The sequence below is a fragment of the Chroococcidiopsis thermalis PCC 7203 genome, assembly GCF_000317125.1.
GTDB classification, from domain to species: Bacteria; Cyanobacteriota; Cyanobacteriia; order Cyanobacteriales; family Chroococcidiopsidaceae; genus Chroococcidiopsis; species Chroococcidiopsis thermalis.
In genome coordinates this window covers 4840587-4859238 of sequence record NC_019695.1, presented here as the reverse complement: position 1 = coordinate 4859238, position 18652 = coordinate 4840587, and the positions used below count along the sequence as shown (strand labels likewise).

Below are 18652 nucleotides of genomic sequence, written 5' to 3'. Positions count from 1 at the left end.
GATTTTGGATTAAATCTAAAATCCAAATTTCCAAATCTAAAATCTAAAATCTAAAATCTAAAATCGAATCATGGCGAATCTCAAATTAATCCGCGATCGCATTCAGTCGGTCAAAAATACGAAAAAAATTACAGAAGCGATGCGTTTGGTGGCAGCGGCTAGGGTGCGTCGCGCTCAAGAACAAGTACTTTCTACTCGTCCGTTTGCCGATCGCTTGGCACAAGTACTGTATAATCTACAAACTCGCTTGCAGTTTGAAGATGTCAACCTACCGCTATTCAAAAAACGAGACATTCGCTCCATTGGTTTGCTGGTAATTACAGGCGATCGCGGCTTGTGCGGTGCTTATAATACCAACGTGATTAAACGGGCAGAAAACCGCGCCAAAGAACTTCAAGCTGAAGGCTTGGAATACAAATACATCCTTGTCGGACGCAAAGCCATCCAGTATTTTCAACGCCGCAACCAACCCATTGATGCAACGTATACGGGTTTAGAGCAAATTCCTACAGCGGCAGAAGCTTCTAATATTGCTGACGAGTTGCTTTCCCTGTTTTTGTCGGAAAGCGTAGACAGAGTGGAGTTAATCTATACCAAATTCGTCTCGTTAGTTAGTTCTCGCCCAGTGGTACAAACTCTGCTACCATTAGACGCTCAAGGTTTTGAAGCTGCAGACGATGAAGTTTTTCGGCTGACTACCCGTGGTGGTGAATTTGAAGTGGAAAGACAGAAAGTTTCTGCCACTGCACGGAGTTTTCCCAAGGATATGCTATTTGAGCAAGATCCCGTACAAATTCTCGATGCTCTGTTGCCTTTGTACCTGAATAACCAATTATTGCGTGCATTACAAGAATCTGCTGCTAGCGAACTGGCAGCACGTATGACAGCCATGAATAACGCCAGCGACAACGCTAGCGAATTGATTAATACCCTTACGCTGTCTTACAACAAAGCACGGCAAGCCGCCATTACCCAGGAAATTCTGGAAGTTGTCGGCGGTGCGGAAGCTTTGAAATAAGATTTCCCCAACCCCCCTTAACAAGGGGGCTAGGGGGGATCCTCTGTATCTGCCTGCCAAAATCTCCACGACGAATTATAATGAGATAAGAAGTACATGGGGCTTTCAAGGTTTCGACAGGTTGGCGAAAGCTGCTCTGTGATACAGGTCGAGAGTGAGTCTCCTCTCGTAAATCAAAGGCTCAAAAAAACGTAACTGCGAACAACATCGTTCCTTTTGCTCGTAAGGCTGCTCCTGTAGCTGCCTAATAATCTCTCAAAGATTCGAGCGCTTGTAGTTTGACTCCGTTAAGGACTACAGGCAAACCCCAACGGATGCTCTAGCAAGGTTTCTTCGATTTACTTGCTAGTTAAGACTTAATCGAAGCATCCTACGTGCGGGATAATGCACGATCCCCGCCTTGAGGGTCAAAAAGGCTAAGCCTGTGAACGAGTGGGGGGTTAATACCCAATTTGGACACGGGTTCGATTCCCGTAAGCTCCACTTAAAAACCAAAACTGAGTTACCCACCTTGATGTTAAATTCCGGGTGGGTAATTTTTTGGCGTAACCATAGATATAAAATGTTGGTGCGATCGCCACCGCAATAATACAGATTTTTCCCAACAGCGTCTTAAATTATTTCCGCAATCTTCACCAAGAAGATTAGCTGTTGCTTGTGCCAATGTTAATCTAGCAGACTTGCGAGCGGTCTTGACTAGTACTGCTAATTGTACTGGGTTCGTCAGCTATGAGAACTTGTCTGAAGTTTACTGTATTATTTCGCGTCTGAGAATTTCTATGAATTTCCAATTTAACTTGTTAAAGTTTCCACTGTGGCAATATTTGACTCAGCCTATATTTGATGCCAATACGAAATTAGTTCTCAATCCTCAACAGTTTGAGGCGCAACATAGAATCCTGCTTTTAGAGCGTTGCTGGTGTAAAGAGTACGACTCGAAGGATAGTTTTTTCAATAAGTAGGACGGGTGAAAAAACCGCATAATCCTAAAGTTTAGTAAGCGGGTGATGGGACTCGAACCCACGACATCGACCTTGGGAAGGTAGCGTTCTACCACTGAACTACACCCGCAACTTAGCTTTTGAACACATACATATCTGTATATCGTACTCAAAAAATACTCAATGGGCAAGAAGAAAAGAAGTCCAAGAGGCGGTGTACATATGGAAGCTGTCGGGAATTCGCTGAGAATCAGATTTATGGCAACCGCTGGTGGAAAACAAATATGCTTTCACCCATGAGATTTCCAATTTTTCACTACCTTCATGCATTCCTTTGTTGCCTTTAGGTGTTCCTGATTTTCCTTAACATGTTCCTGCGAAGCTTTGATAAACTCCTCTTTTGAGTTTTCATTGTGCTTCCGAGCCGCTTGGGAGTGTTTCAGTGAAGCATCAGCGTGTTTTTGCGCAGCCTTACCGTATTTTTCGATTAGCTCTCCATGCGTACTCTGTGGCTCTCCAAGATTTTGTAAGAGCTTTCCAGTTTCCTTAGTATGCTTAGCCTGTTTCTGTGAGGCTATGGCATGTTCCTCAGCAGCCAATGCATTCTCTTCTGACACCCCAGACATAACCTACCTACAGATAACTAAGTTTGTCTAGTGTAGCCCTGGTGTCTGCTTCTGCTCATCCGGCAATCGGCTGATTATTTGATATGTACTAATAAAATTCCCACCAACTAGCGTTGCGGTAGGAACGGCTGGTAGGAAGGACATGAAAAACCTATATTGTTGCCTTATCCAATATTGATTTACTAATATGCAGTTTTCATTAACCAATAGGCTGAACTATTTGTCATAAGTGGTTGTTAATTAGAACACATACTAATCCTTACAGTATGTACTCTATTGCCTAGTTTTTACTGGAGAGATAGTAACGAATAATGTTTTCTAACTCATCAATGCTGTAAGGCTTGGTAACGCATTCTAGACAACCCTTGGAGATTCAAAAAGAGATTATCTACTCGCTGCTGAGACTAGTCCTGTGTTATGCTGCTGACGAAAGAAAATCTTGGTCAGAATTGGGGCTGCCAAATTATGGGTGCAGCGATCGCCCGTCATGTCATAACTGTATTAACAGCTAGCAGCTTGTTTGTCGCTCAACCAACATCAGCAATCCCTGCGAGCGAATACCGTGCCTTGGGATTATCCTATCGTGCAGCGGCAAAATATCCAGAAGCGATCGCGGCTTTGCAAAAGTCTGTAGAACTCGAACCGCAAAATCTCTCTGGACGAGTTTTGTTAGGCTGGACGCAACACCTAGCCGGACAAAAAGAAGCGGCGGCTGAGTCTTTAATTCAAGTTTTATATCGCGATCCGAATTCTATTCCAGCTCTCAACGCTTTGGGAATTGTTTATTTAGTCAGTGGTAAATTGAATGCTGCTGTATTCGTTCACGCATGGGCAGCAATTTTACAACCAAAAAATGAGATTGCCTATTACAATCTCAGCTTAGCTTTTGAGCGATTGCAGTCCTACGAACCTGCAATTAGTGCGGCAAAACGCGCCGCCCAGCTAGAACCAACCAACCCTCATCCTTTAGTTGCTCTCAGTCTCGCCCATTGGCAGAAGGGCGAGCGCGCTGCGGCTGAAGCTGCTTATCGACAAGCATACAATCTAGATGCACGGTATGGCGATCGCATTTTTCTCAACCATCTCCTGCAAGCTGGGTTCAGCCAGTCGCAGATTGAGATGACAAAACACATTTTAGCCGCAACTTTTCCCTAACTCTCACTCGAAATGTAGTTTTTAACAAGGTTTAAACAAAAAATAAATAAAATTTGCTTGCATAAATAATTAATATTGATTAACTGTTCTTGAACTTACAAGAATACTGTTATATACGAAACTATAGCAATCCTAGATGGATCGTGAAATCGATTGTCCGTATAGAGACGTTACATGTAACGTCTCTATACGGGAAACGTTCACACATCAATTTGGATTGCTATATAACCATTACTAAAATCTTTTTATGATGGATAATTCGTATCCCTTCGAGGACAATCAACTTATAGAAGAATTAGCTAGAAATCTCAATTTGGCAACACCAGAATATTCAGCATTGCCAGAAGCAGAGAAAACAATAGATCGGCGGGCGATTGAAGATGTATTTAACCTACTGCTAAGATATATCATTCTGAAACAAGAAATATACATTTCTACATCGAATTTATCCAATCGACAACAAATCACAACTATCTTCGATCGCCTTGCTCCGACAATTTGGATGAAGCTATCTATAATTGGAGCGAGTTTTTTTATTTCGGCTGCTATTGGATTAGGTTTGTTCAATCCAACAGCAACAGCACCTATCAGAATATATATTTATCTTTTTGGTTTTTTTGGCTTATTGTTTGCCATCCTTTGGGAAGTTAGATGGTTAAGACAGTTATCGAGTCAACAAGTAATTCGCAACCCAAAAGAAATAGCCTGTTTGGATTTTGAAGTAACTAGAGCGCAAGCGATTGGCTATGAATTAGATTTAGTCGATAAAATTATTCAAACGGCAAATTTCAGCAAACAAGCGCTCCAGTATGTTGAAAATAAAATTCACTCCGAACTATCATTTCAGACGCAACAGGTAAATCTAGCACATAAAATTATTAAAATAGCTGCAATTTTTATTGTTCTAAGCTTAGTTTATACTTCTATGCCCTTGCAGCTTTTACTAAACTCAATTTTGTTAAATAACCTAGCAATTCTCAACTCTATCGTGGTAGTTATAGCCGTATTGGGTGCAGGTGTAATTCTATTTGTAGAATGGGTGGGAGACACAGTTGTACAGAGAAAAATTATTAGCTACAAAATTTGTGAGAATATATTAAAACAAGCGCGAGTGCTGTTAGAAGATTGATTTGTCTTTCATTAAGAAATCGGCAGTTGGAAGTTGGAATTCAGCAGATAATATTTACCTCTCACCAACTACCAACAACCAACTACCAACAACCAATTACCAATTACCAATTACCAATTACTACCCTCATTTCTCCACTCCTGAATGCCCTACAAGATCGCCCACAGGTTCAAATCGCCCGCCTAAGTATTTTGCTAAAAATTCCTCGGCTTTAGCATAGAAATGCAAGCGATTTTCGGGACGGGCAAAACCATGTCCCTCATCTGCGTACAGCAGATATTCAACTGGTCGATTGGATTGCCGCATTGCTGCCACAATTTGTTCGCTTTCTGCTTGTTTTACCCTCGGATCGTTAGCTCCCTGTCCAATTAACAAAGGTTTTTGGATGCGATCGCAGTAAAATAAGGGCGATCGCGATTTGAGAAATTCTGGTTCCGTCTCTAAATTTCCCAAACGATGAGCAAACATAGCTTTCATCGGTTCCCAGTAAGGCGGAATACTCTGCATCAGCGTAATTAAATTGCTGGGACCGACGATATCAACTCCAGCTGCAAATACCTCTGGCGTGAAAGTTAACCCCGCTAGCGCCGCATAGCCACCGTAGGAACCACCCATAATCGCTACTTTTTGAGGGTCAGAAATACCTTGTTCTACTAACCAATTGACTGCATCGATCAGATCGTCGTGCATCTTTGCGCCCCATTCGCGGTTTCCCGCATTCAGAAACGCCTTACCGTAGCCAGTAGAACCGCGAAAATTGACTTGCAATACCGCATAACCTCGGTTCGCCAGCCATTGCACTTCTGGATCGTAACCCCAAGTATCCCGCACCCAAGGACCTCCATGCACTAGAAGAATTGTTGGTAAGTTCTTAGCTGCAATTCCTACAGGTGTTGTGAGATAGCCGTGAATTGTTAACCCATCTCTTGTAGGGTAGGAAACAGGTTGCATGGTTGCTAATTGCAATTCTTCGAGTTTGGGTTGGTTGCTAAAAAGTAAAGTGCTACTTTTGGTCGTGCGATCGTATGTGTAGTAGTAAACTGGTCCATTGTCAGTGATGTAAGCCACTAACCAAGTTCGATCTGCCAAGTCACGGCTAGTAATGTTGTATTCTCCAGGGCGGACTTGGGCAATTACTTCTAGATCGTCAGCTATACTGCGATCGAGAATTTGCCACTCTTGTTTGTCGCGGTAAAAAGAAACCGCTTGCAGAACACGATCGGTTGGGTGAACGATGACACTATCAACATCGTATTCTGGATCTTCAGCAATAACAGTCTCTTGACGAGTCGCTAAGTCTAGGGCGAGGAGGCGTTGGGCGTTAGCATCGTGACTGCCGACGATATACAAAGTTTTGTCATCAGCAGAAAAACTAACAGCGTAGCCTTCATCCTCAGAACTCCAGTGGCGTAAATTTTCCCAAGCTGCCTGTGGGGATTCGCGGTAAAGTAGGTCGTACCCACCATCAGCCGTAGCTGCGATCGCAGCTTGAACTTGAAACTGAGTATTCACAGTCCAAGAGACAATGTTACCTGGGTTTTCCGTGTCAAACTCTACTGCCCCATTTTTGAGGTTAACGCGGTAAACATCGTGCTTGCTTAAATCTGGCAAATTTAACCCCACCAAAAATTCATGCGGGAAGTTATGGTCTAAGGCGAGGGGTTGCGCCTGTACCCCTTGAAACGGAGTCAGGTCGCGGACAATATTCGTATTGATATTGACTGCATAACAGTGCCAGTTTTCATCGCCATCGGCATCTTGAAGGTAGATTAGCTGTTCGCCATCAAACGTCCAGAAGTACATGCGGATACCCCGTTTTTTATCCTGGGTCAGTTGGCGATCGTCTTGTTGTCCTACAGTACGCACCCACACTTGAAGGATATTTTTTTCATCTGGAGCAATATACGCCAAATACTTGCCATCTGGGGAGAGTTGAGGACGGGCGCGTTCTGGGTTGCCGAAGAGAATTTCCCGTGGAATTAATGGTGGTAGTTGCGTTTGAGGTTGACTGACTGTTGTTGTCACCATACTTGCCTCCTGATAATTGCTCTTTTACGATTGTTACCGCAATTGAGCAAAAGCCGCAGGATGGTTAGGGAATGCGATTGGCGATCGCTATGATTTGTGTACGTCACCACTTAAAAGCGAAGCCAGCGATCGACAGCAATCCCCAGAAAACTAGTGCGCTGCCAATGCCAAACCAAAGCGACGGAATTTCTTGTAGAACTACAGATGCAAATAACACTGCAAACATTGGCTCTAGCAGTAATATTGCAGTTGCCAGTACGACTGGTAAACGCTGCGCCGCTATTGCATAGCATAAAAATGGTCAAGCAGTGGAGAAAATTCCCAACCCTAATCATACGAGAATAACTTGTCGATCGATTTCGATTCCAATTGACGCTGGGAAGAGAACTGCGCACAAAAAAGATAAGATACTTCCTACTGGAGATTAGACTATTTTCCGGTGCGAAACCTAAAAGTCTTACAGTGATTGAAATAGAAGTTTTAGGTACTCAATCCGAGTCAGACTGGTGAGGGGTGTTACGAAAGAAATATCACATGGATAGAAAATTTAGCACTCTGGTGCAATTAACTGGTCAGATGGATGCTGAAATGGTTGAGATTGACCGTCTTCTGGATGATAAGAAACTAATGGAGTTAGTTGAAACTGATTTATCAGAGCGTTCTCCCCATTCTACCAAAACCGGAAGAAATTCAATTCCCGTAGAAGTCATACTACGGATGATAGCTCTGAAACATTTACGTTATCTAAGTTACGAAAAACTCCTCAAAAATGTAAATGAAAGTTTAGTTTTAAGACAGTTTTGCCGAATATATTTTCATTCACTACCGAGCAAGAGTACGCTAATTCGTTAGTCAAATCAAATTAGGAAAAAACTTTGAGTAAAATTAATCAACGGCTAACTCAAATAGCTATCGAGCTAAAATTCACTCAAGCACAAAAAATGAGAACAGATGGAACAGTAGTAGCCACAAATATTCACTTTCCTTCTGACAATAGCTTATTAGTAGATGGAGTGAGAGTTCTGAGTCGTCTCTTGTGTAAGGCTAAAGAAATTCTGATTACAGACTCAAAAATTCATCCTCGATTATTCCAAAACCGTCATCGGACAGCTAGAAAAATTTCTCGCGCTTATTGATAGTCTATCTCAAGCTCGAAGCCAATTGGGTCGTCAAAATAGAGAACAAGCTTATCGCCAACTACTTGAATTGACCCAAGCTAGTTTAAGACAAGCTCAAAAAGTACAGGTTCTTCTCAAGAATACGAGCGGTTCGCGAGTCGCAAAAATCGTTCGAGATTTGGCTATTTTTCTACCTCTTTCATGGGCAATGACGCTGGCTAATTGAGTTTCGTTCTGGGCGAATCTCATCAACCCCGTGTGGACGTAGACAAAACCGCCCATTGTGGCAAAAGCATTAACGCTATTATTATTTACGACTTGAAACGTATAGGGAATGTCAGAGCGATCGCTACTTTTTACCAACCGCTGCCCGATCTGATTCACGTATCGCTCGATCTGGGGATTGCGGTATAGTTTAACTTCTTTTGTAACTAGCTGCTGATTAATCTGCTTGCCTAACTCAACTTCTTGTGAATCGGAAATAGTAGACAATTGAATCACTTGCACTCCCTGACGCAAAATATCTAACCAGGGAATTGCCTGGGTAATTTGAGGCGAACCGACAAAAAGACCAACCGCCATCAAGAACGCTAGAAATGGATACTAGGAACGGCGAAGACGACGGGTAAAGAAAGAAAAAAGGTTAGACATAAATTTGAACTGAGCATAGTTATTTAATTCTCTGGCGGAGAACTGCGGACTTCTTCCACTTCTCCAACTTCAAAAATTAGAGTGAAACGCTGTCCCATTTCGCGATGAATAAAATCTTCTAATAACTGCACCTGTCGAGGTGTCACTGGTTCCTTTGCCCGCACGTTCAAGCGAACTTGGGGTGGATTTGTAAACCAGTTCGTCTCTTTGCTAAGCAACTCCAACCGTTGAAAAGTAATAGTTTGACTCACTAAAGCTCGTTGCAAACTAGTTTCTAGCTGTGTCTGTCGGATCAAGCGGAAAAAGCTAAAACCGAGGGGCAGCAGCAGAATTACTGTTAAGAATATAGTCCAGATGAGGGGTTTTTTTGCTTGTGCCAGCGAGGTATAGCCTACTACTAAAAAAGTGAGCATACACGCTAGAGTAATACCCAGCAGGTTAGTTAAGTAAAGGATTGTTGCTCCCAGACTCAGCCACCAATCAGCCCGTGATAAACCCAACCCGATCGTGCAAATCGGTGGCATCAAAGCCACAGAAATTGCAGTTCCGGCAAGACTGCCAGAAATTTTTGGTTCTGCCTTGGCATAGCCGCTAATTGCACCAGCCGCCACAGCAATACCCAAATCTAATAGCGTTGGTCGAGAACGGGATAAAATCTCGCTGCCAAAGCTGGGAAGACTGACAATTAAACCCAAGCAGTAGGAAATTATCACGGATAAAAACGTTCCTATTCCCAGCGCGATCGCGCCTTCACGGAACAAAATAACACGACCTTGCAAAGCACCTAGAGCTATGCCTCGAATTGGCAACATTAAAGGTGCGATAATCATTGCGCCAATAATCACGGCAGCACTGTTTGATAGCAAACCAAGGGTGGCAATGACACAAGAACTGATAGTTAAAGCTAAATAAGACGAGCTTAACTTTGATTCCTCCAGCAACTCTGTATGGAGTTGCTGAATTTCTAACGGATGAGATTTTTTGTTCCTGAAGTTATGGAAGTGATCGCGAATATTACTGAACAAGCCTTTCTCCCACTTGGTTGCTGGTCACTGGTCACTGATAACTGAATTAAAGTCCTACCCCTAGAGGCTCGTCATAAGCACGCGAGTCTGACTAAGATTGACTTTTGAAGTGAATAAAAATTGACGCATGGTAATGGAATTGGCGATCGCAGAGGCAGCAATTGAAACCAACATCAAGCAATTTTTGTCAGTCCTAGCAGTGTCTCTAGGCGTGGCAACGCTACCGCAAGTCTTTAGCTGGTTTCGCCAAATCCCTTATACCCTACTACTCGTCATTGTAGGTCTGGGATTGGCGTTTGTGGATGTGCGTCTGGTGGAACTATCGCCTGGACTGATTTTGTCAATTTTTCTACCACCGTTGCTATTTGAAGCTGCTTGGAATTTGAAATGGTCGAGTTTGAAGCAAAATCTCGTGCCAATTTGCCTTTATGCTGTGGTGGGTGTAGTTATATCAATTGTCGGCGTGGCATTTAGTTTAAATCAATTTGCCGCACTGCCTTTGACAACAGCTTTACTAATTGGCGCAAGTCTCTCTGCTACCGATCCGGTTTCCGTCACTGCTGTATTTCGAGAGTTAGGCGTAAGCAGTCGTTTGACAACTTTAATGGAAGGCGAAAGCTTATTTAATGATGGGATGGCAGTGGTTGCCTTTGAATTTTTAGTGGCACTGTCTTTCGGAAACACGCAGCTTGGAGTTCAGCCAATTTTAGTCCAGTTTTTTGTGGTTGTAGGCGTTGGTGTTGCTGTAGGAGGTTTAATTGGTTTTGGTATTTCCTACCTGACGCAAAGATTCGATTTACCTTTAGTCGAACAATCTTTAACTCTGGTTGCTGCTTACGGCACTTACATAATTACTGAGGATTTGGGCGGTTCTGGAGTGATTGGAGTCGTGACTTGCGGCTTAATTCTGGGAAACTTTGGCTCTCGCATCGGCATGAATCCTCGCACGCGAATTATTGTCAGCGAGTTTTGGGAGTTTTTGGCGTTTTTTGTCAACTCAATCGTGTTTTTGCTAATTGGCGACCAAGTTCACTTTACAACGTTGGGAGAGAATTTAGGCATAATTGCCGTAACGGTAGGGGCAATTGTTGTCATGCGAGCGATCGCAATTTATACTCTCAGCCAATTGAGTAACTATCTTGCTAAATCTACCATCCCCTTACCAGACCAAACCGTACTTTGGTGGGGTGGGTTGCGCGGTTCCGTGTCAATTGCTTTAGCATTGAGCGTATCGGCTGCTCTCCCAGAGCGAGATAAAATTATTGCTACGGTGTTTGGCGTAGTATTATTCACCTTGCTGTTTCAAGGATTGACAATTAAAACTTTACTGCAAAAGTTAAACTTATTAGGCGATCGCCCTCGTCAAGAGCAATATATGGAATTTATCGCGCGACGGGTTGCCCTCGATCGCGTGTTAAAACAGTTACAGGCAGACCAGCGCCCAGGTATCGACCCAGAGTTTTATCGCTACCAAGAAGCACTGATTAAAGGCGGCATCGAAGATTTGCAAAAAGAAATCGAGCAATTGCAAAACGAGTATCCCGACCTGATAAATTTTAGCGCCGAACAATTACGCTCCGAACTATTGGCAACCGAGGCGAATACATATGCGGAATTTGTCAAAGCCGGACGATTAAATCGAGAACTGTCGCCGTTTCTCCCAGAAGTATTACAAACTGGAGATGGGCATAGCGATTAAGCCATAGGCGATTAAATTTTCTACAGTCCGCGCAGGCGGACTTCGCTTGTGTAGTCGCGAATTCAATTCGCCCAGGCTTTCTAAGAGGAATGCTGCCACCGATCCAAAATATCTTTAAACAAAGTTTCTTCAATCCAGGTTTTAGCAACTACTGCGAGGGGAAGTGCCATCAGCAATCCCAAAGCCCCAAAAAAAGTAGTAAAGAAAATTTGTGCCGTCAGCGTAACTGCTGGTAGTAGCGCAACTTGATGAGCCATTACGGTTGGCGTTAGCCAGTAACTTTCAACATTCTGAATGATGATATATAAAACTATAACGGCGAGAGCTTTCCAGGGTGCATCCAGAAAGGCGATCGTCGCAGGTAAAAATACACTCAGAGTAGGTCCAATATTGGGAATAAAATTCAGTAATCCTGCTAAAACTGCATGAGCTAACGCTAGCGGTACTTGTAATATCCACAAACCAATTCCACTCAAAGCACCGATGAATACCATTTCAATCAAAGCACCAACTGTCCACGCACCCAAACCATCGGCACAGCGAGTCAGGATTTCATCTACTCTTTTGCGATAAAATGCGGGAAAACAACGGATAAAAGCTTTGCGATAAGGCTGAGGATTAACTAATATCATTAAAGTTAAAATCAGCACCAGCAAAAATTCTAACAACGCACCCACAGAGGTAGAAAAGAAAGCTAACATCTGTGCTGGGAGATTGGCAATGTAAGGCTGAATCTGTTGGATAATTTGATTTAAATCGGGAACTTCTGGCAAAAATGGCGCAACCCGCAGCTCTAACCAATTAATTCCTTGTCGAATTCGTTCTATTCCAGACGGTAAAAGTTCTACCAAGTCTTGAAACTGATTGATAAAGGGAACTACAATCAGCCAAAAACTCACAGTTAGTAGAGCAACAACAATACCTAAACTCAACCATACCGCTCCAGCTCGTTTCATGCCCGATCGCCCAAATCGTCGCACGAGTTGATTAATTGCTACTGCTAATACAGATGCTGTAAATAAAAGTAACACTAGCTGTCGAATTTGCCAGAGGATGTATAGGGAAACAATCAGTGCAAATAATCCTAGCCATTGCCCAATTCTCATTGCTTGTTTGACTCCTTGCTTCTGCCTGTCCTTGACTCATAAAGGAATTTTCAACCACAGCCAAAAGGCAGAATTAATTTTTTGCTGACATTTTCTACCGATTTGAGTCATGAGGCATACGAGCATTGCTAGCCTCATTCCGATTTAACAAATGACTAATAACCAATGACCAATGACAGTCACATCAAAAGATCTTATGACCCATTGAGGATTACCAGATAACTTGCTATTTCTAGAATTGTTCCTAATTGTGATGGAAAAGTGATAGTAAGACAAGCATATTTTTTTATCATTTTCTAGTCACATTTGACTTCAAAACTAGAAACAAACTGATGAAATAACTTGAAAATGCCGAGCTTGTACTTTTTGTAATTCAGACCAAACGAGATTTTCATATCTTGCAGATAACCGATCGCGCGATCGCTCAATTAAATTGTAAATCTAAGCACAGAGCTAATTACTCCGAATGATAGAGGTAGAACGAGTAGTTATAGTTATTTGCTTAAAAGGCAAATATCTAGACAGTAAATATCCAAATATTCACCTTTTTCAATAGCAAAAGCACATTTTGGCTAATTATTAGTGGAGCCAACTGCGATTTGTATTAACAACTTTCATGAGGTAAATTATGGATTGGCAGGCTTTGTGGCATTGGCTTTATATTGCAGGGATGGCGATCGGGGCAATCCACTTCATCATGCTTGGTAGAAATCCTCGTGGTGTCCCCAGATATGAGTATTTAGTTGCCGCTTTTATTCCGATCTGGTCGGGACTGGCATATCTGTCGATGGTTTTACCAGGTGCGGAGTTAGAACAAGGAAAGATTGAGGTGGCGGGACAGGTGGCTCATTTTGCCCGTTACATCGATTGGATTGTCACTACACCGCTATTGTTATTAGCCCTGTCTTGGACGGCAATGCATCGCCTGCACAAAAAAGACTGGACGCTGATTGCCTCTTTAATGGCTACTCAAGTCATTGTAGTTGTTTGCGGTTTAGTTGCCGATCTGTCTGTCATCCCTTGGGTGAGATATTTATGGTACATCAACGGTGTAGTTGCCTTCTTTGTTGTTTTGGCAGGAATTTGGGGACCATTGCGTGCCAAAGCCAGCAGTCAAGACTCAGCTCTGTCTAGTTTTTACACCAAAATTGCTACTTATTTCACAGTGCTATGGGTTTGCTATCCGATTGTCTGGATTCTCGGTCCTTCCGGTTTTCGGGTTTTCGGTCAAACTGTAGATACATTTTTGTTTTGTCTGATTCCCTTGTTTTCCAAAGTCGGATTTAGCTTCTTAGATTTACATGGCTTACGCAATCTCAGCAGTCCTGACACGCAAACTCGTCTTGATGAAAGTGTAGGCGGTGTAATGCGGATGATGGGATTTGCAACTGTCGTAGCACAACCAAGGCGATCGCAAGCACAGAGAAAAACTCGTTATTTATCAGGAGGTATGCGATAATGCAACCAGTTGGACATACAAAATGGGCAATCGCAGAGGGTTATATCCCAGCTTATAGCAATGGACCCGAACCTCAATTTACCAGCCATGAAACCGTATGTATTCTCAATGCTGGTGACGCAGATGCCCATGTTGAAATAACAATCTTTTACAGCGACAAAGAACCCGTTGGTCCTTACAAAGAAACTGTTCCAGCCCGACGCACGAAACATATTCGCTTCAACAACCTCAAAGATCCAGAACCAATCCCCCTCGACACCGACTTTGCCAGCGTCATTGAGTCGGACGTGCCAATTGTCGTCCAGCATACCCGTTTAGATTCCCGTCAAGCAGAGAACGCCCTTCTCAGCACCATTGCCTACGCTAGCAATTAGCTTAAAAAACATAGGCAAGAAAAAGAATGGTTCTTTTGGGTTGCGGGTGATAGTCGATCGCTCCCTGCAACCAATGGTAGATGATCATCGTCGCCGGATCGCGCAGGATGAAGCAATTGTCAGCTTATTGCCTGATTGTCAAATACTAAGTGCCCTAGCTTTGCACTTCAATTTTTAAGAGGAGAATATGAGCAACAAATTTCTTTTTCTAGCTCCAGTTTTAGGGCTGTCCCTGCTTATTGGTGCTTGCGAACCCACGGGTACAGGCGGTACTGGTGGTACTGGTACTACTGATACTACTAGTCCTGCTGAAACTCCTGCTACTAGCCCCACAACTCCAGCTGAGACTCCAGGCACGACAACCACCCCACTTGAAACTCCAGGCACGACAACCACCCCACTTGAGACTCCAGGCACGACAACCACCCCACTTGAAACTCCCACCCCAACCGTCACGCCTTCACCTTCCCCATAACTTGTCTTTATCGACTCGACTTGCGATCGCCAGTTGTAGCGATCGCTGGCATTGAAAATTCTCATTGTTGATGGTGGAGTTGTTAGCTCTCCACTGTTGGCAATTTTGTCATGCAGTTCATGTTAGTAGAGCAGTTGTTTCGTGACATCTCAAGTACGAACAATAAATTGAGCGATCGCCTTGACAAACTATTCCTAAGATGAATAAGGAAAATTTAACCAAAAATAAACGGCAACAAAAACGACCGTGGAAATTATGGATAGCATGGACACCGATCGCCTTAACTCTAGTAGGATGCGAGCCTGCTAGAGATATTTTTTCTAGAATTCCTGGGCTGGGACCACCTGCTACCGAACAGCCAAAAACCCCAGCGAAATCTCCTGCTGTTGCCGAAATGGAAGCAGAGATTCGGCAGCGTATTAACGATATTCGGCAGCAGAATAATTTGAATCCGCTAGAACATAATGAAAGGTTAGCTCAAGTAGCCCGCGATTACAGCCGTCAAATGGCGCGGGAAGATTTCTTCAGCCACACTAGCCCTAGTGGTAGTACCCCAGCGCAAAGAGTCAGTGCCGCAGGCATTACTTATTTAATGGTGGGGGAGAACTTGTTTAGAAGTACCAACGTTCCTAACCCCATTTCCTCATCAGTTAAAGGCTGGATGGATAGCCCAGGACATCGGGAAAACATTCTGCGTTCTGCTTTCAACCAAACAGGTGTTGGGATTTGGCAAGATGGCAACAGATTTTATGCCACGCAATTATTTATGCGATCGCTTTTTTAATTCAGTGAGTAGTGAGTAGTAAGTAGTGAGTAGTGGTGAAAATACAAATTACAAATTACAAATTACCAATCCTTACAAACATTTCATAACTCAAACAAAAATAGTATAAATTATGTGAATTAGTGTTGAGCAATCAATTTGACAGAACAAGCTTGGCAATCTTGGAAAATTAAATCATCTTATGCTCGATTGGATTACGAATGTTATTTCTAGAATGGGCTATCTGGGTATTACCTTGTTGATGGTGCTGGAAAACTTCTTTCCTCCCGTGCCAGAGGAAATCGTCATGCCATTGGCAGGGTTTACCGTCCAAAGAGGCGAATTAAATTTTCTATTTGTGGTGTTAGCGGGAACAACGGGAACTGTTCTAGGAGCGATAATTTGGTATCACGTTGGCAAGCTGGTAGGTGAAAAGCGGCTGCGGAAATGGGTAGATAAACATGGCAAATGGATCGGTTTATCTGGTGAAGATATCGATAAATCCAAGCGATGGTTTGCTAAATATGGGGGAATTGTCGTGTTCTTCGGTCGATTTATTCCAGGTATTCGCACTTACATTTCCATCCCTGCTGGTTTAGAAGGCATGGCTTTACTACCTTTTGTGTTGTACTCGTCAGCTGGTACTTTTTTGTGGATAGGAATACTAACTTATGCAGGTTACGTGCTAGGGCAAAACTATCAGTTAGTAGAAAAGTTTCTCAGTTCTGCTTCTACAGTTTTCTTCGTATTAGGGTTTGTATGTTTCGGAATTTGGGTGATGTATCGCCGTCACAAGCAGAAACAGAAAGCAAAAAGATAACAAAATTTCTTCTGCCATCTGCCCTCTGCTTTCTGCCTCCTGCTATAGTTTTGCAGATTCTAAAGGTTTTCTTCGATTTAATTGACGGTTAGCAATCTTATCTGCAATCTGGTTGAAAAAATGCTCTGTATTTGTATCTTCTCCACCCCAAGCAGGAATTGTTGCCCCAATTCTAGTAAAGAAATCATACACGATAAATTGAGCGATTTTTTGCTTTTTCCCTTTAGCTGACCAAATAATCTGACAGGGATATGCAAGAATGCCCGCAGTCGGAATTAATCCCACTAATAAAGCAACCCAAGGAATTTTTTGTCTGGCGATCGCCGCTTGTAATGCTCTCCAAGATGTATAAATCGTGCGGTAAACTGGACCACCAACAATCAACCAAGTTATAAAACCAACTCATTAATCAAGCCTACGAAGTACAGTAGTGGCACTAATACATATTCGATAATTTTAACAAATAACTTGATGCCTAAATGAACGCCAAAATCAGTTAAATATTCGCTGCTTTTTTCCCGCTCTAAGCTTTGAAACAAACTGTCAGCTTCTTCGTTAATTAAATGCTTTCTGTTTTGCCAACGCTCGATCCTTCTTGCTACATAGTTTCTAACTATATTAATTCTATATCTTTGCGATAAAATAAATCTCCAAAGGTTATAAAAAAATTGGAGATACGGAATATTAATAATTTTGTGGACAAGAGTAATAGGTAATTGAATTAATAGTTGATTGATAATTTTTTGGAAAATATTCCAAAATCCCCGTGTATACCACAACAAGAAATGCTCAGAATACCATCTCGCTTGTTGCTCGTCGATCGCGCCTTTTTTCAATTGATATTGAATACTGCGATCGACTCTCCTCATTGATTTCCATTTGTCTTGATGATACTCTAATCGGTCAACCCACCCTAAAACTTCCTGATATTTCTGGCTGCCTATATTTGCTACTAATTCTACTTGATAATTATGTATATATCGTTTTAACTTATAATTATCTACATCATCAAACATCGCCCGTTTGTATTTTAATGTCTTGGGCAAGTAAAATGAAAATAGAGCAATGATATTTATCGGGAATAAAGCTGGAACACCCGATTCTAAATCTATCCAAACAAAAACAGGCTGGTTTGAAGTATCACTGGCTAATAAGAAATTGTTTAAAGCTGTAGGAGTACCTTTGCCAGCTTGCCAAACTAATCCGTCTAAGCCTGCCTCAATTAATTTTTTTTGCAATGGTAGCATGATACCGCGAACTAATGCAGGTAATTCGATTGCCCGTTCTCGGCTACACGGTTGAAGCAGCGAAACATGTCTTCCCTTGATAAATTCTGTATCTATTTGATAAGCTTTAAACTCTTGATTCCACTTGGTAGAGAGAGCATCTGTAACTGTGAGGCGATCGCCAAACCAAAATTGTACTAATTCACCGAGAATTTTGCGGCGATAAAATGCACAAGCGATCGCATCTTTGTTCCAAATATAAGGATTAGGAGAACCAAAGAAAAAGTAATGAATTATGTTAGCAATCGTATCTGGATAAAATATTTTACGGGCGATCGCACCTGACTGGCTCTCAACTAAAAATACCTTCCCCGATCTTCCTGCTCCTAAAAGCTTAGCAACGGAGGACTCTTGTAAAGCTGCCATTAATTTGCCCGCCTTAAAGACATATAAGTATTAATATTACCTATATGTCTTTGTTAAAATCTCTACCAAGGGAAAGGGCTATTGAGATAATATATATCTACTACTTCAGCTTCGTTATACATCCGCACGCAACCGTGAGAAACAGCTTTGCCTACAGACTCAGGATTAGGAGTACCGTGAAAGCCAATTGAATTTTTACCATCTGTCCAAAAACCAATCCAGCGAGTACCAAGTGGGTTTTCAGGAGTACTACCAGGGACAGTTTCCCCTGTAAATGGGTGTATCCAAGTAGGCTGTTTCAACATTTGACCGACGCGAAAATTACCAGTAGGAGTTTCCCAGCCTTGGCGACCTATAGCAACAGGATCTGAGCGATCGCTTTAGCATTAGAAAAAATTACCTTGTAGAGAAAATCTATCACACATATAGCAGTTCTAAATGATTTGTAAAGTAGGCTTCTAGCCTGTCGCAAGCTAGAAGCCTGCTCCGTTCATGAGTCAAATAGGATTGCTATATCAACGATTAAATTCAGTTGCTTAACATCTGTCTTAAGTAAGAAGTCTTTTTGTGTTGAAAAGCACGAAGATTTACATTTGTTTTATCACTTTTGAGT

The 18652-nt window shown here is 42.4% G+C and carries 17 protein-coding genes, 1 tRNA gene, 1 other RNA gene and 2 pseudogenes; 10 read left to right on the top strand and 11 right to left on the bottom strand.

The genetic code is table 11. From position 1 onward, the window contains the following. The first annotated feature begins 70 nt into the window (after positions 1-70). Positions 71-1018 (top strand): F0F1 ATP synthase subunit gamma, encoded by a 948-nt coding sequence (locus tag CHRO_RS21025; RefSeq protein ID WP_015156235.1) that lies wholly within the window; start codon positions 71-73, stop codon positions 1016-1018. Positions 1019-1116: 98 nt separating this feature from the next. Beyond that, positions 1117-1504, top strand: a transfer-messenger RNA (tmRNA) gene (gene ssrA, locus CHRO_RS30770). A 513-nt stretch (positions 1505-2017) separates the two neighbouring features. Here the strand turns inward: ssrA and CHRO_RS21015 are convergent. Further along, positions 2018-2089, bottom strand: a tRNA-Gly gene (locus CHRO_RS21015). A gap of 160 nt (positions 2090-2249) precedes the next feature. Further along, on the bottom strand, positions 2250-2558 hold the full coding sequence (locus tag CHRO_RS21010) for a hypothetical protein (RefSeq protein ID WP_181824215.1): 309 nt from the start codon (positions 2556-2558) through the stop codon (positions 2250-2252). Positions 2559-3002: 444 nt separating this feature from the next. Here CHRO_RS21010 and CHRO_RS21005 point away from each other — a divergent pair, with 444 nt between their 5' ends. Both CHRO_RS21005 and CHRO_RS21000 read left to right on the top strand, forming a co-directional pair. Then, positions 3003-3740, top strand: coding sequence for a tetratricopeptide repeat protein (locus CHRO_RS21005; protein ID WP_015156232.1), 738 nt, complete (start codon positions 3003-3005; stop codon positions 3738-3740). Positions 3741-3987: 247 nt separating this feature from the next. Continuing rightward, complete coding sequence (locus CHRO_RS21000; RefSeq protein WP_015156231.1) at positions 3988-4869, top strand: hypothetical protein; 882 nt, start codon at positions 3988-3990, stop codon at positions 4867-4869. A 126-nt stretch (positions 4870-4995) separates the two neighbouring features. Here the strand turns inward: CHRO_RS21000 and CHRO_RS20995 are convergent, their stop codons facing one another. Beyond that, the gene (locus tag CHRO_RS20995; RefSeq protein WP_015156230.1) at positions 4996-6897 is read right to left on the bottom strand and encodes a S9 family peptidase; all 1902 of its coding nucleotides are present in this window, start codon (positions 6895-6897) and stop codon (positions 4996-4998) included. A gap of 103 nt (positions 6898-7000) precedes the next feature. Next, a complete protein-coding gene (locus CHRO_RS35095) occupies positions 7001-7135 on the bottom strand; it encodes a hypothetical protein (protein ID WP_371934073.1) in 135 nt (44 codons plus the stop codon). A gap of 275 nt (positions 7136-7410) precedes the next feature. Between CHRO_RS35095 and CHRO_RS33915 the strand changes: the two are divergent. Continuing rightward, positions 7411-8211: pseudogene (locus CHRO_RS33915) on the top strand (transposase); the annotation flags it as partial. On the opposite strand, the gene CHRO_RS20975 reads toward CHRO_RS33915, so the two are convergent. Both CHRO_RS20975 and CHRO_RS20970 read right to left on the bottom strand, forming a co-directional pair. Next, on the bottom strand, positions 8130-8597 hold the full coding sequence (locus CHRO_RS20975; RefSeq protein WP_015156228.1) for a M48 family metalloprotease: 468 nt from the start codon (positions 8595-8597) through the stop codon (positions 8130-8132). The pseudogene CHRO_RS33915 and the gene CHRO_RS20975 sit on opposite strands and share 82 nt — an antisense overlap. A 92-nt stretch (positions 8598-8689) precedes the next feature. Beyond that, positions 8690-9691, bottom strand: a complete 1002-nt coding sequence (locus CHRO_RS20970) for a DUF389 domain-containing protein (RefSeq protein WP_015156227.1) — start codon at positions 9689-9691, stop codon at positions 8690-8692. Between the two features lie 127 nt (positions 9692-9818). Here CHRO_RS20970 and CHRO_RS20965 point away from each other — a divergent pair, with 127 nt between their 5' ends. Next, positions 9819-11390, top strand: a complete 1572-nt coding sequence (locus CHRO_RS20965; protein ID WP_041462572.1) for a Na+/H+ antiporter — start codon at positions 9819-9821, stop codon at positions 11388-11390. Positions 11391-11470: 80 nt separating this feature from the next. On the opposite strand, the gene CHRO_RS20960 is transcribed toward CHRO_RS20965, so the two are convergent. Continuing rightward, a complete protein-coding gene (locus CHRO_RS20960; protein ID WP_015156225.1) occupies positions 11471-12496 on the bottom strand; it encodes an AI-2E family transporter in 1026 nt (341 codons plus the stop codon). Positions 12497-13124: 628 nt separating this feature from the next. On the opposite strand from CHRO_RS20960, the gene CHRO_RS20955 reads away from it, so the two are divergent. Continuing rightward, positions 13125-13955, top strand: a complete 831-nt coding sequence (locus tag CHRO_RS20955) for a bacteriorhodopsin (protein WP_015156224.1) — start codon at positions 13125-13127, stop codon at positions 13953-13955. Then, positions 13955-14329: a sensory rhodopsin transducer gene (locus tag CHRO_RS20950; protein WP_015156223.1), complete on the top strand. Its 375-nt coding sequence runs from the start codon at positions 13955-13957 to the stop codon at positions 14327-14329. Before CHRO_RS20955 ends, CHRO_RS20950 begins: the two co-directional genes overlap by 1 nt. A gap of 174 nt (positions 14330-14503) precedes the next feature. Here CHRO_RS20950 and CHRO_RS20940 read toward each other — a convergent pair whose 3' ends face one another. Beyond that, positions 14504-14869, bottom strand: coding sequence for a hypothetical protein (locus tag CHRO_RS20940; RefSeq protein ID WP_051033286.1), 366 nt, complete (start codon positions 14867-14869; stop codon positions 14504-14506). Between the two features lie 134 nt (positions 14870-15003). On the opposite strand from CHRO_RS20940, the gene CHRO_RS20935 reads away from it, so the two are divergent. Both CHRO_RS20935 and CHRO_RS20930 read left to right on the top strand, forming a co-directional pair. Continuing rightward, positions 15004-15588 carry a CAP domain-containing protein gene (locus CHRO_RS20935; protein ID WP_015156221.1) on the top strand — a complete coding sequence of 195 codons (585 nt, stop codon included), beginning with the start codon at positions 15004-15006 and terminating at the stop codon, positions 15586-15588. 181 nt (positions 15589-15769) lie between these two features. Continuing rightward, positions 15770-16387, top strand: a complete 618-nt coding sequence (locus CHRO_RS20930) for a DedA family protein (protein WP_015156220.1) — start codon at positions 15770-15772, stop codon at positions 16385-16387. 42 nt (positions 16388-16429) lie between these two features. On the opposite strand, the gene CHRO_RS33520 is transcribed toward CHRO_RS20930, so the two are convergent. From CHRO_RS33520 to CHRO_RS20920, 3 genes and pseudogenes are all read right to left on the bottom strand, one after another. Next, entirely contained in the window at positions 16430-16771 is a 342-nt protein-coding gene (locus CHRO_RS33520; protein ID WP_015156219.1) for a hypothetical protein, read from the bottom strand. 5 nt (positions 16772-16776) lie between these two features. After that, positions 16777-18039, bottom strand: coding sequence for a hypothetical protein (locus CHRO_RS20925; RefSeq protein WP_015156218.1), 1263 nt, complete (start codon positions 18037-18039; stop codon positions 16777-16779). Positions 18040-18101: 62 nt separating this feature from the next. Then, positions 18102-18413: pseudogene (locus CHRO_RS20920) on the bottom strand (L,D-transpeptidase); the annotation flags it as partial. Positions 18414-18652 lie beyond the last annotated feature (239 nt).